Annotated in this window: 22 protein-coding genes and 1 pseudogene; 5 read left to right on the forward strand and 18 right to left on the reverse strand. The window is 64.9% G+C overall.

The genetic code is table 11. From position 1 onward, the window contains the following. Nucleotides 1-49 precede the first annotated feature (49 nt). Nucleotides 50-964, reverse strand: coding sequence for a DNA-3-methyladenine glycosylase 2 family protein (locus VGH54_RS18205; RefSeq protein ID WP_331513472.1), 915 nt, complete (start codon nucleotides 962-964; stop codon nucleotides 50-52). Between the two features lie 116 nt (nucleotides 965-1,080). Between VGH54_RS18205 and VGH54_RS18210 the strand changes: the two genes are divergently transcribed. After that, nucleotides 1,081-1,479: a nuclear transport factor 2 family protein gene (locus VGH54_RS18210; protein ID WP_331513473.1), complete on the forward strand. Its 399-nt coding sequence runs from the start codon at nucleotides 1,081-1,083 to the stop codon at nucleotides 1,477-1,479. Here the strand turns inward: VGH54_RS18210 and VGH54_RS18215 are convergent. The 11 genes from VGH54_RS18215 to VGH54_RS18265 form a co-directional block, all read right to left on the reverse strand. Beyond that, on the reverse strand, nucleotides 1,476-1,853 hold the full coding sequence (locus tag VGH54_RS18215) for a DUF427 domain-containing protein (protein ID WP_331513474.1): 378 nt from the start codon (nucleotides 1,851-1,853) through the stop codon (nucleotides 1,476-1,478). The two genes, VGH54_RS18210 and VGH54_RS18215, sit on opposite strands and share 4 nt — an antisense overlap. A gap of 75 nt (nucleotides 1,854-1,928) precedes the next feature. After that, nucleotides 1,929-3,476, reverse strand: a complete 1,548-nt coding sequence (locus VGH54_RS18220; RefSeq protein WP_331513475.1) for an MCE family protein — start codon at nucleotides 3,474-3,476, stop codon at nucleotides 1,929-1,931. Nucleotides 3,477-3,479: 3 nt separating this feature from the next. Next, on the reverse strand, nucleotides 3,480-4,622 hold the full coding sequence (locus tag VGH54_RS18225; protein WP_331513476.1) for an MCE family protein: 1,143 nt from the start codon (nucleotides 4,620-4,622) through the stop codon (nucleotides 3,480-3,482). Continuing rightward, nucleotides 4,619-6,175: a virulence factor Mce family protein gene (locus VGH54_RS18230; RefSeq protein ID WP_331513477.1), complete on the reverse strand. Its 1,557-nt coding sequence runs from the start codon at nucleotides 6,173-6,175 to the stop codon at nucleotides 4,619-4,621. The genes VGH54_RS18225 and VGH54_RS18230 overlap by 4 nt, the downstream gene beginning before the upstream one ends. Before the next feature lie 6 nt (nucleotides 6,176-6,181). Then, nucleotides 6,182-7,726, reverse strand: coding sequence for an MCE family protein (locus VGH54_RS18235; protein ID WP_331513478.1), 1,545 nt, complete (start codon nucleotides 7,724-7,726; stop codon nucleotides 6,182-6,184). Next, nucleotides 7,723-8,763 (reverse strand): MlaD family protein, encoded by a 1,041-nt coding sequence (locus tag VGH54_RS18240; protein ID WP_331513479.1) that lies wholly within the window; start codon nucleotides 8,761-8,763, stop codon nucleotides 7,723-7,725. Before VGH54_RS18240 ends, VGH54_RS18235 begins: the two co-directional genes overlap by 4 nt. Then, nucleotides 8,760-9,977 carry an MCE family protein gene (locus VGH54_RS18245; protein ID WP_331513480.1) on the reverse strand — a complete coding sequence of 406 codons (1,218 nt, stop codon included), beginning with the start codon at nucleotides 9,975-9,977 and terminating at the stop codon, nucleotides 8,760-8,762. Before VGH54_RS18245 ends, VGH54_RS18240 begins: the two co-directional genes overlap by 4 nt. Before the next feature lie 5 nt (nucleotides 9,978-9,982). After that, nucleotides 9,983-10,852, reverse strand: a complete 870-nt coding sequence (locus VGH54_RS18250) for an ABC transporter permease (RefSeq protein ID WP_331513481.1) — start codon at nucleotides 10,850-10,852, stop codon at nucleotides 9,983-9,985. 1 nt (nucleotide 10,853) lies between these two features. Continuing rightward, on the reverse strand, nucleotides 10,854-11,570 hold the full coding sequence (locus VGH54_RS18255; RefSeq protein ID WP_414688744.1) for an MlaE family ABC transporter permease: 717 nt from the start codon (nucleotides 11,568-11,570) through the stop codon (nucleotides 10,854-10,856). Between the two features lie 253 nt (nucleotides 11,571-11,823). Continuing rightward, a complete protein-coding gene (locus tag VGH54_RS18260) occupies nucleotides 11,824-12,855 on the reverse strand; it encodes an NAD-dependent epimerase/dehydratase family protein (RefSeq protein WP_331513483.1) in 1,032 nt (343 codons plus the stop codon). Next, nucleotides 12,852-13,367 carry a nuclear transport factor 2 family protein gene (locus tag VGH54_RS18265; RefSeq protein ID WP_331513484.1) on the reverse strand — a complete coding sequence of 172 codons (516 nt, stop codon included), beginning with the start codon at nucleotides 13,365-13,367 and terminating at the stop codon, nucleotides 12,852-12,854. Before VGH54_RS18265 ends, VGH54_RS18260 begins: the two co-directional genes overlap by 4 nt. A gap of 57 nt (nucleotides 13,368-13,424) precedes the next feature. On the opposite strand from VGH54_RS18265, the gene msrA reads away from it, so the two are divergent. After that, a complete protein-coding gene (msrA, locus tag VGH54_RS18270; RefSeq protein ID WP_331513485.1) occupies nucleotides 13,425-13,940 on the forward strand; it encodes a peptide-methionine (S)-S-oxide reductase MsrA in 516 nt (171 codons plus the stop codon). Nucleotides 13,941-13,943: 3 nt separating this feature from the next. On the opposite strand, the gene VGH54_RS18275 is transcribed toward msrA, so the two are convergent. Further along, the gene (locus tag VGH54_RS18275; RefSeq protein WP_331513486.1) at nucleotides 13,944-14,618 is read right to left on the reverse strand and encodes a helix-turn-helix domain-containing protein; all 675 of its coding nucleotides are present in this window, start codon (nucleotides 14,616-14,618) and stop codon (nucleotides 13,944-13,946) included. Nucleotides 14,619-14,696: 78 nt separating this feature from the next. Here VGH54_RS18275 and VGH54_RS18280 point away from each other — a divergent pair, with 78 nt between their 5' ends. Beyond that, on the forward strand, nucleotides 14,697-16,280 hold the full coding sequence (locus tag VGH54_RS18280) for a DHA2 family efflux MFS transporter permease subunit (protein ID WP_331513487.1): 1,584 nt from the start codon (nucleotides 14,697-14,699) through the stop codon (nucleotides 16,278-16,280). Then, nucleotides 16,277-17,107: a class I SAM-dependent methyltransferase gene (locus VGH54_RS18285; protein ID WP_331513488.1), complete on the forward strand. Its 831-nt coding sequence runs from the start codon at nucleotides 16,277-16,279 to the stop codon at nucleotides 17,105-17,107. Before VGH54_RS18280 ends, VGH54_RS18285 begins: the two co-directional genes overlap by 4 nt. Nucleotides 17,108-17,192: 85 nt before the next feature. On the opposite strand, the gene VGH54_RS18290 is transcribed toward VGH54_RS18285, so the two are convergent. Then, nucleotides 17,193-17,651 carry a PaaI family thioesterase gene (locus VGH54_RS18290; protein WP_331513490.1) on the reverse strand — a complete coding sequence of 153 codons (459 nt, stop codon included), beginning with the start codon at nucleotides 17,649-17,651 and terminating at the stop codon, nucleotides 17,193-17,195. 11 nt (nucleotides 17,652-17,662) lie between these two features. Then, on the reverse strand, nucleotides 17,663-18,991 hold the full coding sequence (locus tag VGH54_RS18295; protein ID WP_331513491.1) for a cytochrome P450: 1,329 nt from the start codon (nucleotides 18,989-18,991) through the stop codon (nucleotides 17,663-17,665). Nucleotides 18,992-19,114: 123 nt separating this feature from the next. Between VGH54_RS18295 and VGH54_RS18300 the strand changes: the two genes are divergently transcribed. Next, complete coding sequence (locus VGH54_RS18300; RefSeq protein WP_331513492.1) at nucleotides 19,115-19,732, forward strand: TetR/AcrR family transcriptional regulator; 618 nt, start codon at nucleotides 19,115-19,117, stop codon at nucleotides 19,730-19,732. Here the strand turns inward: VGH54_RS18300 and VGH54_RS18305 are convergent. The 3 genes and pseudogenes from VGH54_RS18305 to VGH54_RS18315 form a co-directional block, all read right to left on the reverse strand. Further along, a pseudogene (locus VGH54_RS18305) lies at nucleotides 19,733-19,906 on the reverse strand (alpha/beta fold hydrolase); the annotation flags it as partial. 17 nt (nucleotides 19,907-19,923) lie between these two features. Continuing rightward, nucleotides 19,924-21,030, reverse strand: coding sequence for an acyl-CoA desaturase (locus VGH54_RS18310; protein ID WP_331513500.1), 1,107 nt, complete (start codon nucleotides 21,028-21,030; stop codon nucleotides 19,924-19,926). Between the two features lie 45 nt (nucleotides 21,031-21,075). Continuing rightward, nucleotides 21,076-21,319: 2Fe-2S iron-sulfur cluster binding domain-containing protein (locus VGH54_RS18315; RefSeq protein WP_331513493.1), on the reverse strand; the 244-nt coding region annotated here is incomplete at its 5' end.

The following is a 21,319-nucleotide window of genomic DNA, read 5'->3' on the forward strand; positions in this document are numbered from 1 at the left end:
CTCGGTCAGGCGACGGGTACCCGATGACCGTGGGACGTAACCTGGCAGATCACAGCGCGCGGATGTCTTGCACCGGCAGCCGCGCGCCCCGGCGTGGCTCGTAGGCCAGCCGACTGACCTCCAGCAACCGGACCACCCGGTGGCGGTGCGGGCGCATCGGTTCGAGAAGTTCGACCATGGCGTCGTCGTCGATCGGGTGTCCCAGCAACGTCCAACCGATCATTTTGGAGATGTGGTAATCGCCCACCGACAGCGCGTCGGCGTCGCCGAAGGCACGTTGCGCCGTCTCGGCCGCCGTCCATATCCCGACTCCGGGCAGCGACCTCAGCGCCTCGCGGGCCTTGCCGGCCGGCCATGACGCCAGCCGCTCCAGCGACGACGCACGTTGCGCGCAACCGACGATGGTGCGGGCCCGTCCGGGATCAACGTTGGCGCGGTGAAATTCCCACGACGGGATGCGCCGCCACACCTCGGCCGGCGGCAGTACGCGCATCCGCTCTGGGGCGGGTCCCGGTGCCGGCGTCCCGAATTTGGTGACCAGTAACCGCCAGGCGCGGAACGCGTCCGCACCCGGCACCCGCTGCTCGAGGACGGCCGGGATCACCGCCTCCAACACCTGATCGGTGCGGCCGAGTCGCAGGTGCGGCACCCGCTGGTGCCCCGCGGCGACGATGGGGTGGGCCGGTACGAAATTCGACGAATCGTCCAGGGCGCCAAGCATTGCCGGAAGGGCGTCGAGGAATTCCTCAGCGCCGCTGCCCCACGCCGTGCAATCGACTGCATTAGCGGCGGCGCGGCTGATGCGCGCCGTGACGGACCCACTGGGCAATAGGCTGGTGCGCCAGATGGCGCCGTCGGCGTCGACCTGGAAAGTCGGATCGCCAGGTCCTCGGCGCAGCGGGGCAAGGGTCATGCCCGGGCTCACCACACCGGGAAACGTCACCGTGCGAGCGCTACTCACCATCTGCTCCCGCCGGAGACCGCAACTGCTCGATTCCGACGATCATAGGTCCGAATCCGCCCGCCATCCTTGTCCGGTGCGTCATTGACCGGCACTCTGTTCCGCGTCAGGATGGCGAGGTGACCACCCCCTTCGACGACCCGCAGGCCGAGCTGGCGTGGATGTTCCTGCAGTGCCTGTCCGACGGGGGCGACGTCGACGAGTGCTTCGGGCTGCTGAGCGACGACTTCACCTACTGGAACCTGCTGACCCGCAACGCGGTCGACAAGGCGACATTGCGTGACGAGGTCGAGCGCCGCAAACGCACCGGTGAGCTGAACCTGGACTTCATCCAGTGCTTCAACGACGGCGAAAGCGTGGTGATCGAGGCCGAAGCCGACGGTGAAACCGCCGACGGGCTTCACTACCACAGCCCCGCGGTCTTCATCTTCGAAACCCGCGACGGGCTTATCGCGTCGTTGCGCGAATACAGCGACACCCAGCTGACCTCGCACGTATTCGGCCCGGCAACCCCCTAGGCGGTTTCGACGCTGATCTCCGCCTTCTCGGGGTAGAACGCCACGTGGCCGGCGATCTCCGCCACCGCCGGATACGGCTGCTCGTACGTCCAAATCACGTCCTCGACAGTGCCCGCGGCGGTGGTGACGCTGTAATAGCCGGCCTCCCCCTTGTACGGGCAGTAGGTGCTGGTGTCGGTGCGGGTGAGCCGGTCCTGCAGCACATCCTTGAACGGAATATATTGCACCGCAGGGTAGGTGGACTCGTGAAGCTGTAATGCCTCGTTGCTGTCAGCGACCACTTCGCCGTTGACGCGCACCACCACCCGCGCTCCGGTGGGGTTGATCGTGATCGGGTGCTTGGCGGTGGGTTCCAGGACGGGCCGACTGGTCATGATGACGTCTCCTCACGTGCGAATAGCAGGTTCAACACCATCTGGCGCGCAAGATTCCCGTCGGGTGCTTTTGATTCAGCCGGCCGGCGCGAGCATGTCCTTCCACCCGGAGTCGCCGGTGTGGCGCGAGTCCTCGAGCGAGTACTTCGCGCCGTCGGGTCCCACGACTTCGCCGCTGGACGGAAGGTAGATCGCGGCCGGGCCGGCCGGCGTATAGGTACACGGGTTGGGCTGTTGGCCATTGCACCGCACGGTGCCCGATCCGGGCCGCTGCAGCGGATCGTTGACCGGTGCGGCCGGCGGGGGCAGCCGATCGGCCGGCGCGGGGTTGACGCCGTTGTTGACCGAGGGCGCCGGTATCACCTTCCCGGGGTCGACCGGCTGGTCGCAGCGAGCACCCGGGGCCGGGCAGTTTCGAATCTGGTTCGGATCGCCGTACCACGGGTTGGTGCCCAGCGGGACGTACGGCTTGTTGTCGCGGCAATCCCGCGGGGTCGCCGCGCGTTTGCCGGGGACGTCGACACAGGGATAGTTGCGGGCGCCGCGTACCGCGTTGGCCGGAGTGTCCTGTGGGATCTTGCAGTACGTCCCTTCCGGCAACGGTGCCGTGCTGACATCCGCGGGTGAGCGCCACTCCGAAGCCGGCAGGAATCCGGTCAGGCACGGCGGAGGATTGTTGAGTGACAGGTTGAGGTTCATCAGCACCGAACCCGGAGCGGACGCGATCAAAGTCTGTGCGACCGAACCGATCTCGGGCAGGAAGACCAACAACTGCTCGAGACCTTTGTTATAGCGTTTGAGCATGTCGGCGACCACTTCCAGGTTCGCCAACGTCTGCGGCAGCGACTCGCGGACGTCATTGAAGACGTCGTTGACCTGATCCGCGGTCGGCGCAGCTTTCGACAGGATGCTTTGCACGTGCTGATCGGTCTGCGCCGTCTGAGCGGTGAGGACCTTGAGGTTGTGCGACCACTGCGCGATCGAATCGCCGGAGTCGACCTGGCTGTCCAGGATCGGTGCCGCGTTCGCGATGATGTCGTCGACGTCGGACATGTTCGCTTCGAAGTCCCCGACGATGGACTGTGTCGAGTCGACGAGTCGTTGCAGCGACGGCCCCAATCCGCCTACTGCCAAGGCTGTTTCGTCGAGCAGCGATGCGATCTTCTTCTTGGGCAGGACGGACAGACCACGGTTGGCCGCGTCGAGGGCCGGGCCTATCTCGCTGGGCACGGTGCCCTTGGTGATCGTCTGTCCGGGCGAGAAGAACTTGCCCGGACCACCGGTGGACACCAGATCCAGATACTGTTCACCGATCGCCGACACCGAGTGCACATCGGCTGAGGCGTCGACGGGGATCTTGTACCGGCTGTCGATGCTGAGTGTGGCCCTGACACCGTGTGCGGTCGGCTCGACCTTGGTGACCCGGCCGATCTGGATCCCTCGATACGTCACGTTGGATGTGCGATACAGACCGCCTGACGCCGGCAGCTCCGCGACCAGTCGGTACTGACCGACACCGAGCTGGCTGGGGATCCGAAGGTAGTACCAGCCCAGTGCCACCAGTGCGGCTAATGTCAACGCGGCGAACACAATCAACTGATTGCGAATGAAGCGGGTCAGCATGGGCTACTCGCCTCGCTCCACCGGCGCATCGGCCGGGTTGGGCGTGTACCGGATGTCCGGAATCATCGTCGACGGGTCGCGGCCCCAGGACTGCTCGAGGGCACGCAAGGCTCCGGAGAATCCGGTGCCGGTAAAGATCGCGTTGTCGACGGTGCTCAGCGTCAAGTCCAGAGCTCCAGAGACGTTGATGTAATCGCCGCGAACGATCTTCGGCACGCTGTCGACGGCGAACGGCGGTGACAACAGCAGCATCAGGGCGTCGACCAAATAGGGTGCGGCGCGGCCGAGTTGCTTGAGCGGCCGCTGCAGATCTTGCAGGTCCTCATGCAGATCGCCACGCGCGGCCGACAGCGTCTGGCCGGTGACGTTGCTGATCCGCCCAACCGCTTCGACGGTGTTGGCGAACAGATCACGTTGCCGGGCGAAATGATCGACCAACGGCGGGAATTCGGTGAGCACCCGATCGAGGGTGTCGGTTCTGGTGCCCGAGTACGACAGCAACCGGTCGGTGGAGTCGATGGCGTGGACGATGTCGTCGCGCTGCGCGTTCAGTTCACCGGCGAAGGTGTCCAGCTTGCCGAGGAAATCCCGGATCTGCCGGGCCCGCCCGGTCAGGATCTTGTAGACCTCGTTCTGGATGACCTCGAGGTTGGGAATACCGCCGCCACGCAACACCATGGCCAGGCTGGCGAGCGTCTGCTCGGTGGAGGGAAAGGCCGACGAATTATTCAACTGGATGGTGTCGCCGGCCTTGAGTTGCTGCGCCGACGGATCTGGCGGTGCGGCCAATTCGATGTGCTGAGAACCCAACAAGCTGGTCTGGCCGATCTTGGCGGTGGCGTTCTTCGGAAGCTTGACGCCCTTGTCCAGGTCGACGATCAGGGTTGCGACCCAGTTCTTCAGGTCGATCGAACGGACCGTGCCGACGAAGACCTCGGCCACCAAGACTCGGCTATTATCGTTCAGCGCCATGGTGTTTGGCATCTGAACAAAGATCTTGTAGGAGCCTGGGCCACTGCCGGGCCCGCCCGGCAGTGGGACGTTGGCGATGCCGCGCCAGCTCCCGCAGGAGGTCAGTACGACCGTCGCGGTCAGCAACGTCAAGGCCTGCCAGGCCCTGCGGCTCATCAGCCGCACGGCTCTCATTGGCCCGGTCCCGGCGGTGCCTCGGCTGCACCGAGCGGAAGGTCAGGCGGTGGTGGTCCCGCCGTCGGAGACGGCAAGGGCTGCGGATACCACGGCGGTGGCAGCGGATTGTTCTCGTCGTAGGCGTTGGGCGGCCCGGTCATATTGCGCGCCACTGGCGGCGGCGGAATGTCCGGCCCACCGATCAACTCGGCCAACGACGCCGGCGTCAACAGGCCAGCCGTAGCCGGCTGGACCTTCGTTCCCTGCATGCCAGGCGCGGCGATCCAGCCCGGCTCCGAATTGCGATGGGACCACTGGGTATCCGGTGAGAAGATTCCCGGGACGGTGGTGTCCTTGAAGCCGGGTGGCGGCTGCAAACGCGGCTCGGAGTACGCGATGTTCTTCGGCAACGTGTCAGCGCTGCTGAACAGGTTGATGCCATACGGGAAGTAGTTGAACTTGATCGCATCCAGGACGGGCGCCAGGTACTGCGCGCACAGTTCCGCAGAGTCCTGATAGCCCAGCCGACTGCCGGCTTGAATGGCGCTACAAATGAACTGCATTGGGTTGGCGAAGTTCGTGAATGCGGCCACACCGCTCAGACTGCCGTGAGCGGGCTCGTAGATCGCCAGCACGTTGGCGGCCATGTTCGGCAGGATGTGTAGCGCGGTCTCCAGTCCGTCGCGCGGAGTCGGCTGCATGATCGCGTTGGTTACGTCGCCCAGGTTGTTGACATCGTGGGTCAGCGCGTCGCGGTTGTCGGTCAAGAATTTCTGAGCGGTGGACAGCAGGCTGTCGGTTTGCTCAATTGCGTTGGCGGCGGACTGATCCGAGCTGGTGAGGTTGTCGGTGAGCTGGAAGAGGTCCTTGTTCAGTGCGACGAACTGCTGGTCGTCCTGATGTAGCGCGTTGACGAACATCGCCAGGCTGCGCAGCACCGAGAAGAAGTCACCGCGACCCTCGTCCAGCGTGCTCAGCGCGTTCGACAGGTTGTTCAGCGTGGTGTTGATCTGCTGGCCCTTGCCGGCCAGGCCGTCGGCGAAGGATTCGATGACGTCACCGAAGGGCCCCTTGGGCTGCTCCTTCGTCGGGCCGAGTTGGCCGATGATGTGAGTGATGCTGTTACGCAGGTCATCCCACTCGACCGGCACTTGTGTGCGCTCGATCGGGATCACCGCGTTGTCGGCCAAGTGCGGACCGCCCTTGTAGGGGGGCTCCAGTTGAATGCTGCGGGAGGCCACCAGCGTCGGGTTGAGCACCACCGCGGACGCATCGGCCGGCACCTTGTACTTGTTCCGGTAGTGGAACGTCACCCTCATCTGGTCACCGATGGGTTCGATCTTGTCGATTGAGCCGACGCGGATACCCATGATCTGGACCTTGTCCCCCGCGTAGAGGGCGTTCGCCGCCGGGAAGTAAGCGACCACCGTGTTGTAGATCAGCCGGTCGTAAAGCTGCCAACCCGCGAGCGCGGCAACGAGACCGAGCGCCACGACGAGCGACCCGATGATCACCGCCGCCTTGGACAACTGCGGCAACCGCAGCTTGCGGATGTCGAAGATCGTGCTCACTGGCTACTACCCCCCGTCCCCGCCGGGCGTGACGAGTGGAACCGGTAGCTGCGGACCCGGGCCCGGAGGCGCAGGCGGTCCGGGCGGCAAAACGGGCGCGAAGGCAGACGGCGGAGGGGGCGGGTCGGCCGGCAGCAGGCTTTCCCGTCGGGCCCCCGGCGGTGCGTTCGGCGGTAGCGGCACCGGGGTGCCCGGCATGCTCGGCGCCGGCGCTCCGGGCAAGGCGGCATCCGGAATCCCGGGTGCCGGTGGCAGACCGTTGGGATTCGGCGGGGACGAGAGCACATCGGGGACCGCCGGATACGGCCCGTTGGGCCCGAACGGACCCTGTCCTTGATCGACGCCCGCGCACGGCAGCGGGTTGCCCGGTCGCGGGGACATCTCCGGTGGCGGCGCATACGAGCATGGTGAGCCCGGCGCCACGGCCGGTCCCGGGTGATCCGGGGTGCCCTCCAGTACCGGCGGCGCCGGTGGCGGGGCACCGTTGGAGAAACGGGTTCCGTTCGGGTCGGGCCACTTGAAAGCGGGCAATCCCGCACTGCGCCAGAAGTTCTCCGGATCGATGCCGCGCTTCTTGAACGCCGCGTCCACCCACGGCTGCAGGATCTGGTAGGGCAGCAAGTTGCCGATCATCACCTTGAAGTATGGCCCGGAGCCGACTGCCTCACTCAGCGCCGCGGTGTAGTTGCGCAGCGTATTCAGCACGGAGACAAGGTCGTTCTTGTGCTCGACCAGAACATCGGTGACGCTGTGCAACTGGTCGAGCAGATGGTGCAGATTCGGGTTGTCGTGGATCAGGCCCTGCACCTGTGAAGAAAACGCCGACACGTTGGCCAGCAACACCGCAATGGCCTTGCCACGTTCGTTGAACGCGGCAAGCAGCGACTGAGTGTTTCGCAGCAGCGCGTTGATCTGCTTACTGCGATCACCGAGCACACTGGCCACTTTCCGGGCCTCGGTCAGCAGGTGTTTGAGCTCGTCATCGCGTTTGCCGATGATGTCGGAGAACTTCGAGACCCCGTCCAGCGCCGCGCTCAAATGCGGGTATGTCTGGTTGATGGTGTGTGACAGCACATTCAGCGACTGCTTGACGGTGTCGATGTTCCAGCCGGCTGCGGCCTTGGTGACGTCGAAGAACGCGTCGTACACCTGGTATGGGGTGGTGCTTTGCCCGAGCGGCAGCACATCATTCGGTCGCATCGGTTGGGCGCCGCGCGGTTCGATCTCCAGCACCTTCTTGCCGAGCAGCGTGTCGGTCCGGATCGCCACCCGGCTCTCGGTGCCGATGGTGTGCGTTCCGGTGGTGAACTTCATGACGACGTGATCGCCGTCGATCGAAAGGTCCTGCACCGTGCCGACATCCATGCCGACGATGCGCACTTTGTCGCCTTTGCTCATTCCGCCGGAGTCGCTGAACTGTGCGTAGTAACTCGCGGACGCGAACAACACCGGCAGGCTACTGAAGCTTTGTCCCACACCGACAATGAGGATCACGAGCGCGATGGCCAGCACCCCGACACGGACCCGGTTGGCCGGCTGAAGAGATCTCATCTCAGCGTGCACCTGCCCGACGGCTGTTGGAAGAGCTTCACCGATCGAACAGGTCCGCCCGGCTGCAGTCCGTTGACCTTGAGCGACAGGTCACACAGGTAGAAGTTGAAGAAGTCGCCGTAGATTCCGCTGGCGCGGCCGATGATATTGAATGCGGCGGGCACTTTTCCGACCAGGTCCGCGATTCGGCCGCGCTGATCGACAAGCGGTCCGGCAAGGGTTTCCAAGTGGTTGACCGTGGCCTGCACCAGGGCCCGGTTGTCGGCCAACAAGTCGGCCACCGTTCCCGCGGCGCTGCTGATGTGCGCGGTCCCGTCCGCCAGCGGGGTGGCCCGGTCCTTCAGGCCGTTGATGAGCACCTCGAATCTGTCGATGGTCGCGTCGAATTGGTCGCGGTGCCGAACCGTGGTGTCCAGCACGGTGTTCAGGTTGTGGATCACGTCTCCAATCGCCTGGTCGCTTTCTGCCAGCCGATCGGTCAGCTGCGCGGTCTGGTCGAGGATGTCGTTGATCGTGCCGCCCTCGCCTTGGAAGACGGTGATGATCGATGAGGCGATGCTGTTGACCTTCTGCGGATCCAGGGCGCGGAACAGCGGCTTGAAGCCGCCTATGAGCGCATCGAGGTCGAGCGCGGGCTGGGTCCGCGACAGGGGAATGAATCCGCCTGGCGGCAACGTCCTTTCAGCGTTCTCTCCGGTTCCCCGGCTAATTTCCAGATAGCGGTTGCCGATGAGGTCCTGGTAGCGGATCTGCGCGGTCGTCGACTGGTAGAGCTGCACCGAGCGGTCGACGGCGAAGTCGACGCGAATCCGTTTGTCTCCCTCTACCAACTCGATCTTCTTGACCTTGCCGACCTCTACCCCCGAGGCGCGGACGAACTGACCGGCACGTAAGCCACTGGCATTGCTGAACTCTGCGGAATAGCTGTTGGTGCGGTCGAAGCGCACTTGGCCGAAAACCACGACGATGACCGCGGTGAACAACAACTGCACGGACACGACGGCCGCGAGCCGAACGACAGTACCGGTGATCCTCATGGGTTGATCGTGTTCTCCCCGTACTGACGCCCCCAGACGTATTCGTTGGCCAGCGGCTGGCCCAACTCGAAGTGGTTGTAGGGCGCAATGCTGTTGCCGGAGTCCATCACCAGATACGGCGCCGGCCACAGGTCGCGGGTGATCGGCGACCAGCAGCCGGCCTTGCCGCCGGGGCCACCGCGACCGTTGACCCTCGGCAGGTTGTCCGGATACACATAGGGGTTTTCGGTGCCCGCGATAGCCACGCCGAGTTGCGCCGCATAGTGGTTGCCGCTCTCCAGCGCGGCGACTTTCGGTGCGACGTCGGCGAAGTTGCGAATGGTGCAGAACGCCTGCGGGCTGTAGGTGTCCAGCAGATGGGCGGTCGGCCGCAGGTCGGCGGTAAGACGTTCCAGGTACGGCTTGCTGCGAGTGAAGACGTCATTTCCGGTGTTGGCGAAGCCAATTGCGGCCAGCAGGGCGGCGTCGAGATCGGCCTGATGCCGGTTGAGGGTGCGCGCCGTGGTCACGGCATTCTCCAGCGCGTCAAACAGATCCGGTGCGGCTTTGGCGTAGACATCGCCGAGCGCGGCGAGCTGCTGGAGGTCGTGGCGAATCGCCGGCATCCGGGGGTTCAGGTCGCCGAGGATCTTGTTGCCGTTGACGATCGACTTCCCGAACTTGTCACCCAATCCGGTCAACGCCTGCGCCGCAGCGCCCAGCGTGAGGTTGACCTTCACCGGATCGACGTTGTCGGCAAGCTCGACCAGGGTCTCGAACACCGTGTTGAACTCCGTCGTGATCGACGTCGCATCGATGACGGATGACGCTGTAATCCTCTGCTGTGCCGGGCTTTTAGGGGACGTGAGCGACACGTATTTGTTGCCGAACACGGTGGTCGCCTGGATTTTCGCGATGACGTTGAGCGGGATGAGGTCGACGTACTGCGGGTCGACGTCGAGGGTGAATCGGGCCGCCGGCTTGCCGCGATGCTCGACCTCGGAGATGCCGGCCACCCGACCAATGCTCACGCCGTTGTAGGTGACCTTCGAGCCTTGGTCCATCACCAACCCGGCGCGGGCGGCCAGCATCGTCAGCTTGGTCTTGCGGGTAAAGTCGCCGCGAAACTGCCCGTATATCAACGCAAGTAGCAGCGCACACACGACAAACAGCCCGACACCCGCCGCGTTGTCCGGCCAGGTGCGGGTTCTTCGCTCCTTCGTCGGGGTCGTCATCCCGGCTACACCGTCAGGTTGAAGTTCGGATCGACGCCGTAGAGCGCAAGTGAAGTCAGCAGGACGACGATCACCGTGGAAACCAACGAGAAACGCATCGACCGACCGACGGCCTCGCCCACTCCGACCGGTCCGCCGCTGGCGTTGTAGCCGTAATAGCAGTGGGTGATCATCACGATCACCGCCATCACAATGACCTCGCCACCCGACCAGAACACGTCCTCGGTGCGCAGGAACGTCCGGAAGTAGTGCTCGTAGGTGCCTACCGATTGTCCGTAGAACAGCGTGGTGACGACCTGCCCGGACAGAAACGACATGACCAGCGCCATCGCGTAGAGCGGGACGACCACCACCAGGCCCGCCATCAGTCGGGTGGACACCAGGAACGCGACCGACTTGATGCCCATCACCTCGAGGGCGTCGATCTCTTCGCTGATCCGCATCGCGCCCAGCTCCGCCGTCGCACCCGCTCCGACCGTGGCGGCCAGCGCGACACCGGTCACCACCGCGGTGACGACACGCACGTTGGCCAGCGCCGCGAAGAAGCCGGTGAACGCCTCGACCCCGATGTTGCCCAGCGACGCGAAACCCTGGATGGCGATCAACGAGCCACCGGACAGCGTCACGAAGCCCACGATCGCGGCGGTGCCGCCGACGACGGCCATCGCGCCGGTGCCCATCCCGATCTGAGCGATCAGCCGCAGCGTCTCCCTGCGGTAGCGGCGCAACGCCCATCCGACCGACCACGCGCCGATGATGGAGAACCGGGTGAGATGCCCGGCCCTGTTGAGCCCGCGGATCGCCCCGCCGCCGTAATGGTCGACGCCGGCGGCCGTGCGCGGAAAGCGCGCACGAACCACCGCTGCGGTCGTCATGTCAGCGACCTGTCCCGAACCGGACGCCGATGGTGGTCAGCACGACGTTGACCGCGAACAGCGCGATCACGCAGAGCACCAGCGTTTCGTTGACGGCGACGCCGACACCTTTCGGACCGCCCTTGGTGGTCAGGCCGCGATAGCAACCGACCAGTCCTGCGATCGTCCCGAAGATCGCGGCCTTGATCGTCGCGATGAGAACTTCGGGTAAGCCGGTGACCAACGTCAGCGTTGCGAGATAGGCCCCGCCCGAGACATTTTGGAGTTTGACGCCGAAGAGGAAGCCGCCGACCAAACCGATCGTGATGACGGTTCCGTTGAGCAGCGTGGCGACGACCGTCGCGGCCACCACCCGCGGTACGACCAGGCGGTGGATCGGATCGATACCGAGGACCTCCATCGCATCGATCTCTTCGCGGATGGTGCGTGCGCCCAGGTCGGCGCAGATGGCTGTCGAGCCGGCGCCGGCCACCACCAGCACGGTGGTCAGCGGGCCGAGCTGGGTGACGGCGCCCAGGGCTGCGCCCGCGCCGGAGATGTCGGCAGCGCCGAACGCGGCCAGCAAGGTGTTGAGTGTGAAGACGATCAGCACCGTCAGCGGGATCGAGACCGCAATCGTGGGCAGCAACGCGACCCTGGTGATGAACCAGGTTTGGACGATGAACTCGTTCCAGTGAAAAGGCCGGCGGAACAAGGCTTTTCCGGCCAGTGTGCACATCCGCGCGAATCCACCGACGGTCGCCAGCGGCGGCGTGAGTTGGTCACGCACGTAGCCGGCGAGCCCGGCGGGCGTCGTTGCGGTCACCGCTGCGCTACCGCCGAAATGCGACAGTCATCGAACGGCGCGGGGTGACGTGTTTCAGCGCGGTGCCACCACACATCCACCATGCGTCACACTATGTAACAAAAGTCACTTCGGTTACCTGAGACACGCGGGGGATCGGACCTCGGAAGTTAAGCGCGATTCCGGCTTACTCGGACGATGCAGCTTTGCTGTTCCGCTTGGCATTCTTCATGTTGGCCCAGAAACGCGCGGCCTCCCGAATGGATTCCTCGACCGGCCTTGGCTCCCAGCCCAATTCGCGAGTGGCCTTGCTGTGATCGACGGGGGCTTCGGCACGCATCATCCGCACCGACTTCATGCTGAGTTCGGCGTCTTTACCCGTCAACCGGGCTCGCAGGGTTCCCATCGCTCCCATTGCATAGAGCACCGGCACCGAGATCGAACGCCGTGGCGGGGGCACGCCTGCCTCGTCGGCCGCGATCTCGACCACCTCTTTCAGCGGGATCATGCGCTCGGAAATCAGATAGCGCTCGCCGACGCGGCCACGCTCGGCCGCCAGCAGCATGGCGCGCGCCGCGTCGTCGACACCGACGACCTCGAGCTGGATGCCGTTCATGGAGAACGGCAGCTTGCCGAAGACGGCCCCCGCGATGAATGCGCCGTGCGGGGTGCGGCCCCAGTCGCCGGCGCCGTAGGTCGTCGAAACGCACATGGCAACGGCGGGCAGCCCGGCCTCGGCCGCATACTGCAGCACCAGATCCTCGGCCTGGACTCGCGATTCGACGTAGGGGGTGAGGTGGCGGCGGTCGATCGGGTCGTCCTCGGTGGCTACGTGGCCATGCCGACGACGCACCGTCGCATATGTGCTGGTGAACACGAACCGCTTCAGCGTGGACGAAATCGGTTCTGCCACGGCCACATCCATGACGCTGCGCAGACCTTCGACGTTGGTGTGGAACAGCGGTGACGGGTCTTGCAGCCAAGCCCGGGTGTCGACGACGCAGTAGTAGACCTCGTCGCAGCCCTCCATCGCCTCACGCACGGTGGCCGTATCGAAGACGTCGCCGTGGAAACGGGTGACGTCCAGGTCGTCGATGCTGCGGGTGTTGGCGCCTCCGCGGACCATCGCGCGCACGTCGGCGTCGGCGGCAATGAGTTGGCGGGTGACATGCGAGCCGAGGAAGCCGTTGGCGCCGATGACCAGCTTGGGGGCGCTCACTGTGACCCTCCGAAAGTCCCGCCGTAGGTCTGCAGCCAGCGGGCGGCGTCATCGTCGAGCGTGCCCAGTGCCTCGGCTTTTTTGCACCACTTGATTCCGGCCTGCAGAAAGCGCAGCGGGTTGTAGATGTCTTCTTGTCGGCACCATTGGCCGTCGCCCGCGTACGTGATGATCGAGATGTTCGTCGCGCTGATGATCGTGCCGTCGCCCGGGTCGACCATCGGATTGTCAAGCTCGCAGATGATCCGGCCGCCTGCCTCGTCGATCACCGACCACAGTGACGGGAAGGCCGTCATGTGGCTGCCCGGGAAAGTCGTCATGGTCTTGCGGATCCAGGTGAGCACCTCGTCGCGGCCCTTCATGGTGCCGGCGGCGTGCTCGATGTAGTCGACGTCCGGGGTGTAGTGCTGCACCCACTGGTCCCAATTCTTGATCTCGGCCGCATGGGCCACGGTCTGCTCGAACGTGTCGAACGCGGCGGCGAGCTCGTCGCGGGTAAATACCTGCTTCACGCAAGAAACTAGAACACGTTCTATTGCGGTTTGTCGAGCAAGTGGATAATCGGGGAGATGACGGACTACAGCAAGGCAATACTGGCCGGCGGTTGCTTCTGGGGTATGCAGGACCTGATCCGCAAGCAGCCCGGAGTGGTTTCGACCCGAGTTGGCTACACCGGCGGCGACGTGCGTAACGCGACGTACCGCAATCACGGAACCCATGCCGAAGGCATCGAGATCACCTACGACCCGGCAGTCACCGACTTCCGCGCAATCCTGGAGTTCTTCTTCCAGATCCACGACCCGACCACCAAGAACCGGCAGGGCAACGACATCGGAGCCAGCTATCGCTCAGCGATCTTCTACGTCGACGACGACCAGAAGCGCATTGCGCTGGACACCATCGCCGACGTCGAGGCCTCAGGCTTGTGGCCCGGCAAGGTGGTCACTGAAGTCGGCCCGGCCGGCGACTTCTGGCAGGCCGAGCCCGAACACCAGGATTATCTGCAGCACTACCCCAACGGGTACACCTGCCACTTCATCCGGCCGGGATGGAAATTGCCGCGACGGGCGTCCGCCGAGACGTGATGGCTAGGTGCGGTTGACCAGTCCCAGCCCGGGATCTGCCGCCAGCTGAAATGCCGCGTGCATCGCTTCGATCGCGGCGGCGCTGCCCTCGAACTTCCACCGCCGCAACGCGGCCTTCCGCTCGGCCGCGGTACCGCCAAGACGCGCGGTGATCAGGTCGGACGCAGTCGCGGTCACTGTGGCGGCCGGTGGGTCCTCAGCGCCGGCCAGTCCCTGGCGAGTAACCGCGAATCCGAAACGGCGACCGTCGATTTCAACGCTGCAGGACATTGACACGTCCGAGGCCCGAGCTGGGTCAAAGCCGAGCAGGATACCGGCGAGAAATCCGTTGAGTGGTGTCAGCACACTGTCGGCGGGTTCGAGCAGATCCAATCCGAAGGTGGCGACAGCCTGGATCACCGGCGGTACTTTGCGCCAGCCCTCTTCGCTGAGCGTGTACACGGTTCGGGCAACGGGCGGCGGTAATTCGCTGCGGCAGATCAGGCCGGCCTCTTCGAGTTCACGCAACCGGCCGGCGAGCAGGTTGGTGGCGATGCCCGGAAGTGCCGCCCGCATATCGCCATAGCGGCGCGCCCCGCCGATGAGCTCGCGCAGGATCAGCAGTGTCCACCGCTCGCCGAGGACGTCAAGCCCGCGGGCTATCGGGCAGTTCTGGTTGTAACTCTTGCGGCCAGCCACGCCAGCCACTCTACCGTATTGACTCGTTAATAAAGTATCTGCTTGATTTTCTTGTCTATCCGGTTTACGGTTCTGTCCATGCGCAACTTCCTCCGCCCGCCGGTGTTCCGCGATCATCCGATCGCCGCACTGGCCGCCATCTGTCTCAGTGTGTTCGTCATCAGCGTCGATGCCACCATCGTCAACGTCGCTCTGCCGACACTGTCCCGAGAACTAAACGCCGATACCGCGCAACTGCAGTGGATCGTGGACGCCTACACCCTCGTCATGGCAGGCCTGTTGTTGTCGGTGGGCAGCCTCAGCGACCGATACGGTCGGCGGGGTTGGCTCAGTGGCGGGCTTGCCGCCTTTGCGATGACATCCGTCGTTGCGGCGCAGGCGAACTCGGCGGAGGCCTTGATCGCTGCCCGCGCCGCGATGGGGGTCGGCGCCGCGGTGATCTTTCCGACCACCCTCGGTCTGATCACAAACATCTTCACCGATCCGGTGCGGCGGGCCAAGGCGATCGGCGTCTGGGCGGCGATGGTCGGTGTCGGCGTCGCCGCCGGGCCGATGGCCGGTGGCTGGCTGCTTGAGCACTTTTTTTGGGGTTCAATCTTTTTGGTGAACGTGCCGGTCGCCGCGGTGGCCATCGTGGGGGGGATTCTGTTCGTCCCGACGTCGCGTGATCCGGCCGCACCGAAGGTCGATGTGCCCGGGCTCGTCCTGTCCAGCATCGGCGTGACGGCGTTGATTTACACGGTTATCGAGGCCCCGCAGTGGGGATGGGGTAGTGCGCGGACCGTGGCGGGCTTTGGTGTCGCCACGATTGTTCTCGCCGCCTTCACACGCTGGGAGTGGCGTAGTTCGCACCCGATGCTCGACGTCTCCGTGTTCGCGAACCGGCGATTCTCCGGGGGGAGTCTGGCGGTGACCGCAGGCTTCCTCACCCTGTTCGGCTTTATCTTCGTGATTACCCAGTACTTCCAATTCATCAAGAGCTACAGCGCATTCGAGGCGGGTGTACGGTTGCTGCCCGTCGCCGTCTCGATCGCCGTCGCCAGCGTGCTGGGTCCGCGGATGGTGGAGCGGGTCGGCACCACGGCGGTCGTTTCGGCGGGCCTCGCGATTTTCGCGGGAGGGCTCGCGTGGGCGTCCACAGCCGATGCGGCTACGCCCTATCTGCAGATCGCCGGGCAGATGCTGCTGCTTGGCGGCGGTCTCGGCCTGACCACCGCGCCGGCTACCGAGGCGATCATGGGCTCGCTCTCCGCCGATAAGGCCGGGATCGGTTCGGCCGTCAACGACACCACCCGCGAGTTGGGCGGCACCCTCGGTGTCGCGATCGTTGGCAGCGTGTTCGCATCCGTCTACTCCGGGCGTATCGAATCCGCACCGGCGCTGGCGGCGCTTCCAGGAGACGTCCGGTCCACGATGAGGCAGTCAACGGCCGCCGCCTATAAGGTCATTGGGCAACTCCCCGCCGTGCAAGCCGCCGGCGTGCGCGATGCCGTCAACCATGCGTTCCTGGGCGGCATGCAGATTGGCTCCCTGGTCTGTGCGGGCATCGCACTGGCCGCGGCGGTCGTCGTCGCGGTTCTGCTGCCCGCGCGGGCACGCCGACCGGCGACCGACCGGATGCGCGACGTGCAGATCAGCGCGACTTCGGCGGTTGCACGATGACCGGGCGGCACGCCGTCAGCGCGGCGGCACAGTACGCCGTCGGAGGAGTGCGTGAGCGTATCGAGGCCGCGTTGCGCGGTGCTGGAAAGGATTTCGATACGCTGACCCCCGCTGACTTAGCCGGTGGCCTCGCCTCATTCGAGCACTTCCACTCTCTGGGCCGCACGGGCACCACGTCGTTACTCGAGGCCGCTCACGTCACCGCAGCCGACCACGTCCTCGACGCCGGCAGCAGCATCGGCGGCACTGCCCGCCTGCTTGCCGCCGAATACGGCTGTCGGGTGACCGCGATCGATCTCACCGCCGAATACTGCGATACCGCCCGGTGGCTGAACGGCCTGGTGCATCTCGAAAACCAGATCGAGGTGATCGAGGGGGACGTCACCGACCTGCCGTTGCCGGACGCCAGCGTCGATGTCGTTGTCAGTCAACACGTCCAGATGAATGTCGCCGACAAGCCGGCGATGTATAGCGAAGCGCGCCGCGTTCTGCGCCCCGGCGGCCGTCTCGCCCTCTGGGACGCCACGGCAGGACGCCGAAAGCCTCTGATTTTCCCGGTGCCGTGGGCCGACATCCCCGGACGCAGCCACCTCATCACACCCGATGAGCTCGCCACGACGCTCCGGGATGCCGGGTTCGAGCTCGAGGTGTGGAACGACCTGACCGAGTTCGCCGTCGCGGCCATGACGGCGATATTTGAGTCACCCACCGACCCGCTCGGACTCCAACTCGTCGTTCCCGATATCGAGACCAAGGTCATGAACCTGCTGAAAAACGCCCGCGAAGACCGCTTGCGGCTCATCCAGGCTGTCGCGCTGGCCGTGTGACGCGGGCCACGCCTCGAAATCGCCTCCAAGGCTGTGATTTTCGTGAGATCGTAACCATGACTGCCGTTTCGCGGGGACCGGACGGCTACTTGCCGATCGCGCGGAGCTGATACAGGCCGCGGGTGGTGGCGACCGTCTTGCCGTCGGCGTCGGTCACCACCGCCTCGAGAGTGAAATCGGACTTACCCCGTTCGGCCGCTTCGGCTTCGATTCGCGCGATCGTCTCGTCATTGAGGCTGGCCTGCGCCCGCAGTTCGGACCGTGCCATGCCGACGAAGGAGATGTCGACGTTTTTGACCAGCGGAAAGTACTTGGAGCTGTCAAAAGTGCTCAAAGCGATGATGCCGCCGAGGATTTCGGCCACCGTGAACTGAACACCGGCGTAGATGACGCCGAAGTGGTTGCCATTACCCTCCACCGGAACCGTGGCTGCGGCAAAACCGCGACGCGCCTCCACAACGCGCACACCCATGTTGCGGGCGGTCGGGATGGTAGAACCCAGGGCGCCGTTCATCAGCTCGACGAGCTGGCTGTCATCGGTCATAGCCGCAGATCTTAACGACGGCGGACCACGATCTTTCCGCCGTCCTTCGGGGTGTAGGCCACACCGCGGGAATGCAGCTTCTCCCCCGGGGCATTCGTGGTTTCGATGGTGAAGTGACGCAACACTGTTCGCAGCACCACGTCCATCTCCATGTTGGCGAACGTGGCCCCCACACAGCGTCGGGACCCGCCACCGTACGCAAGCCAGGCGAAGCTGGGCGGCTTGGTTCCGAGGTAACGCTGCGGGTCGAAGCGGTCCGGATCGGGGAACAACTCGGGGTCGGCGTGCAGCTTCGAAATGCTGACGACGATGGTGTGCCCGCGCGGGATGGACCATTCGCCGAGTTCGAAGGCCGGCGCGTGGACATGCCGGCCGGTGGCATCGATGACCGTTCGGATTCGCTGCACCTCGAGGATCGTCGCCTGGCGTAGCTCGTTGCCGTCGGTCTCGGCCTCGGCGACCAGCGCAGTGAGCACTTCAGGGTGTCGGCTGAGCTGTTCGAATGCGAAGCCGAGCGTAGACGCGGTGGTCTCGTGTCCAGCCGCGAGCAGGGTGAGCAGCTCATCGCCAATGTCCTTGCGCGACATGGCCGAACCATCCTCGTAGGTGCTGCGCAGCATCATTGCCAGCACATCGGTGCGATGCTCGAAGTTCGGGTCCGACCGCTCGGCGGCGATGAGCTTGTCGAGAACGGCGTCGTAGCGGCGCCGGTATTCCGCCAGCCGGCCCCACGGTGTGTAGCGACCGTGGGTTCGGGAGGGTTTGGGAAACGTCGCCAGCCTAGAACCCAACGTCACCCACGGCGGCAGGATCCCCCGAAGCTCGTCGAGCTCGGCGCCCTCGGCGCCGAACACCGCCCGCAGAATCGCGTTGAGCGTGATGCGCATCGTGGACGGCAGAGTCGGGAACGCCGTCCCCTCCGGCCAGCCGGCGATCTCGCGCAGCGTCTCCTCTTCGATGATCGTCTCGTAGTTCTTGATGCTCTTGCCGTGGAAGGGTGGCGCAAGCAGCCGGCGGCGCTGCCGGTGATCGTCTCTGTCCAGCGCGAACACCGATCCAGATCCGAGCAGCCGGCTCAAGTTGGGCTGAATGTTGCCCAGCACTTCCGGGCTGGCGGTAAAGACCTGTTTGGCCAACTGCGGACTCGCCGCCACCACCATCGGCCCGTACACCGGCACGTGCAGCGAGAACACGTCGCCGTAGCGGTGCGCCATCTTGTGCATGAGACGTCGCCGAGCAAACGCGAAGGCCAACCCCTGCAGCACTTTTGGAATCCGGGGCCCAGGGGGCAACGTGCCGGCGGCCGTCGTCGAAGCCGCGTGGGTGTCGATGGTGCTCATGGCGGTGCACTCCCAACATCGGTGTGGTACTGCGCCGTACCACTACTCATTCCGGTACGGTACCGTGTGGTACCAGGTGCAGGCAAGGGTTGAGACGACGCTGGTTTGGCAGAAGGAGGCGCCGTGGCGACGACCGTCGCGAACGATGCATCCTTCGCCGAGGCCACCGATGTCGACCCGTTTCGACAACGACTTCTCGACGGCCTCGCGGCCTCGATCACCGAGCGCGGGTATCGCGCCAGCACCGTCGCCGATATCGTCCGGCATGCCCGCACGTCCAAGCGCACGTTCTACGACCAATTCCCCAGCAAGGAGCAGTGCTTTCTCGAGTTGCTGCACGCCGACGTCGGAAAATTGGGCGAGGACATTCGCGACGCCGTCGATCCCGACGCCGAATGGCAGACCCAGATCCGGCAGGCCGTCGAGGCCTACGTCGGCCACATCGAGTCGCGTCCGGCGCTCACGCTGAGCTGGATTCGCGAGCTGCCGTCGTTGGACGCCGCGGCGCGCCCGTTCCAACGCCGCGGTATGCAACTGCTGACCAGCCTGCTGATGAACCTCACCGAGAGCGCCGGCTTTCAGAACGCCGGCCTGCCGCCGTTGACCCAGCCGAAAGCCGTGATCCTGGTGGGCGGACTACGCGAACTGACCGCTCTGGCAGTCGAAGACGGGCACACTATGCGCGAGATTCTCGAACCCGCGGTGGAGGCCTCGGTCGCGATGCTCGGCTATCGCCACTGATCAGATTTTGAGGAAGGTGCGCAGCCGGTTCAGCACCAGAACCGGGCGCTGCTCGACGATCCAGTGGCCGACGCCGTCAACCAGTTCGACCTCGAAATCGCCGATGTGCTCGGCATATCCGTCGATCAGGTCTGGCGTGAGCACCGGGTCTGCGGTGCCACTCAGCCAGCGGACCACTGGGGTGACCGCGCTCAGGCGGCGACCAAGTCGCGTTCTTTCGGCTTGACGTCGCTGCGGTTTTTCGGCGGCATGGCCAGCCGGATGATCTTGCGCACGACCGTGCCGAACTGCTTGGGCAGCGAGCCCGAGTTGTACGGGATGCCGTAGCGCCGGCAGATCTCCTGAATTTCGGACGCGATCTCCGAGTACCGCTGCGCCGGCATGTCCGGGAAGAGGTGGTGCTCGATCTGGTGTGACAGGTGACCCGACAGCACGTGAAAGAGCGTGCCACCGGTCAGGTTTGCCGAACCGAGAACCTGGCGGAAATACCACATGCCGCGCGACTCGCCCTGAGTCTCTTCGACGGTGAATACCTGTGTGCCGTCCGGGAAGTGGCCGCAGAAGATGATCATGTAGGACCACACGTTGCGCATCAGGTTGGCGGTCAGGTTGCCGGTGAAGACGAACGGGGCGAACGTCCCGGCCAGCAGCGGGAAGGCGACGTAGTCCTTGAGCACCTGCTTGCGGGTCTTGCGCCAAATCTCTTGCAGGATCTCCCGTTTGTCAGCCAACCGGATCTCGCCGGAGCGGATGCGCTCGGTTTCCAGCTCGTGCAGTGCGACCCCGTACTGGAATAACACCATCAGCAGGAAGGCGTAGACCGGGTTGCCCAAGAAGTACGGCTTCCACTTCTGGTCCTCGCTCATCCGCAGGATGCCGTAGCCGATGTCGCGGTCCATGCCCACGATATTGGTGTGGGTGTGGTGCATGTAGTTGTGCGAGTGCCGCCATTGGTCAGCCGGGCACGCGGTGTCCCACTCGAATTCCTGGCCGCGGATCGACGGGTCACGCATCCAGTCGTACTGGCCGTGCATGATGTTGTGGCCGATCTCCATGTTGTCCAGGATCTTTGAGATCCCGAGCATCGCGGTGCCCGCCAGCCAGGCCGGCGGAAAGATCCCAGCGAACAGCAGGGCGCGGCCGCCCACTTCGAGTGCGCGCTGTGTCTTGATGACGCGACGGATGTGGTCGGCGTCGCGCTGGCCGAGGTCGGCCATCACGCGTTCTTTGATGGCGTCGAGTTCAGCGCCGAACGCGTCGGCTTGCTCGGGAGTGAGGGTGATCTTGGGCTTGACTATCTGAGTCATGTTGGAGCCTCCTGGTCTGTGATGTGCCCGAAGGGCCTAAAGGGCAAGGCCGACGTCACCGACGGGAACGGACACACAGATCTGCACGTCCTCGTCGGGTGCTGTCGACACCGCACCGGTGGTCAGGTTGCGCACGACACCGCTGGTCTTGCGGCGTGTGCAGGTGTGGCAGATGCCCATCCGGCATCCGCTGGCCGGGTTCAGTCCGGCCGATTCGGCCTGCTCCAGCAGCGGGCGGCCATCGTCGACGACGTCAATGCTGCTGTCCGCGAACGTGACC

The organism is Mycobacterium sp. (genome assembly GCF_036488105.1).
GTDB lineage: Bacteria > Actinomycetota > Actinomycetes > Mycobacteriales > Mycobacteriaceae > Mycobacterium.

What these genes read in the sequence shown, in the direction of transcription:
- VGH54_RS18250 (WP_331513481.1), bottom strand. Translation starts at nt 10,852, where the DNA reads ATGACGACCGCAGCGGTGGTTCGTGCGCGCTTTCCGCGCACGGCCGCC.
- VGH54_RS18240 (WP_331513479.1), bottom strand. Translation starts at nt 8,763, where the DNA reads ATGAGGATCACCGGTACTGTCGTTCGGCTCGCGGCCGTCGTGTCCGTG.
- VGH54_RS18285 (WP_331513488.1), top strand. Translation starts at nt 16,277, where the DNA reads ATGACCGGGCGGCACGCCGTCAGCGCGGCGGCACAGTACGCCGTCGGA.
- VGH54_RS18280 (WP_331513487.1), top strand. Translation starts at nt 14,697, where the DNA reads ATGCGCAACTTCCTCCGCCCGCCGGTGTTCCGCGATCATCCGATCGCC.
- VGH54_RS18235 (WP_331513478.1), bottom strand. Translation starts at nt 7,726, where the DNA reads ATGAGATCTCTTCAGCCGGCCAACCGGGTCCGTGTCGGGGTGCTGGCC.
- VGH54_RS18290 (WP_331513490.1), bottom strand. Translation starts at nt 17,651, where the DNA reads ATGACCGATGACAGCCAGCTCGTCGAGCTGATGAACGGCGCCCTGGGT.
- VGH54_RS18205 (WP_331513472.1), bottom strand. Translation starts at nt 964, where the DNA reads ATGGTGAGTAGCGCTCGCACGGTGACGTTTCCCGGTGTGGTGAGCCCG.
- VGH54_RS18245 (WP_331513480.1), bottom strand. Translation starts at nt 9,977, where the DNA reads ATGACGACCCCGACGAAGGAGCGAAGAACCCGCACCTGGCCGGACAAC.
- msrA (WP_331513485.1), top strand. Translation starts at nt 13,425, where the DNA reads ATGACGGACTACAGCAAGGCAATACTGGCCGGCGGTTGCTTCTGGGGT.
- VGH54_RS18225 (WP_331513476.1), bottom strand. Translation starts at nt 4,622, where the DNA reads ATGAGAGCCGTGCGGCTGATGAGCCGCAGGGCCTGGCAGGCCTTGACG.
- VGH54_RS18215 (WP_331513474.1), bottom strand. Translation starts at nt 1,853, where the DNA reads ATGACCAGTCGGCCCGTCCTGGAACCCACCGCCAAGCACCCGATCACG.
- VGH54_RS18220 (WP_331513475.1), bottom strand. Translation starts at nt 3,476, where the DNA reads ATGCTGACCCGCTTCATTCGCAATCAGTTGATTGTGTTCGCCGCGTTG.
- VGH54_RS18255 (WP_414688744.1), bottom strand. Translation starts at nt 11,570, where the DNA reads ATGTGCACACTGGCCGGAAAAGCCTTGTTCCGCCGGCCTTTTCACTGG.
- VGH54_RS18295 (WP_331513491.1), bottom strand. Translation starts at nt 18,991, where the DNA reads ATGAGCACCATCGACACCCACGCGGCTTCGACGACGGCCGCCGGCACG.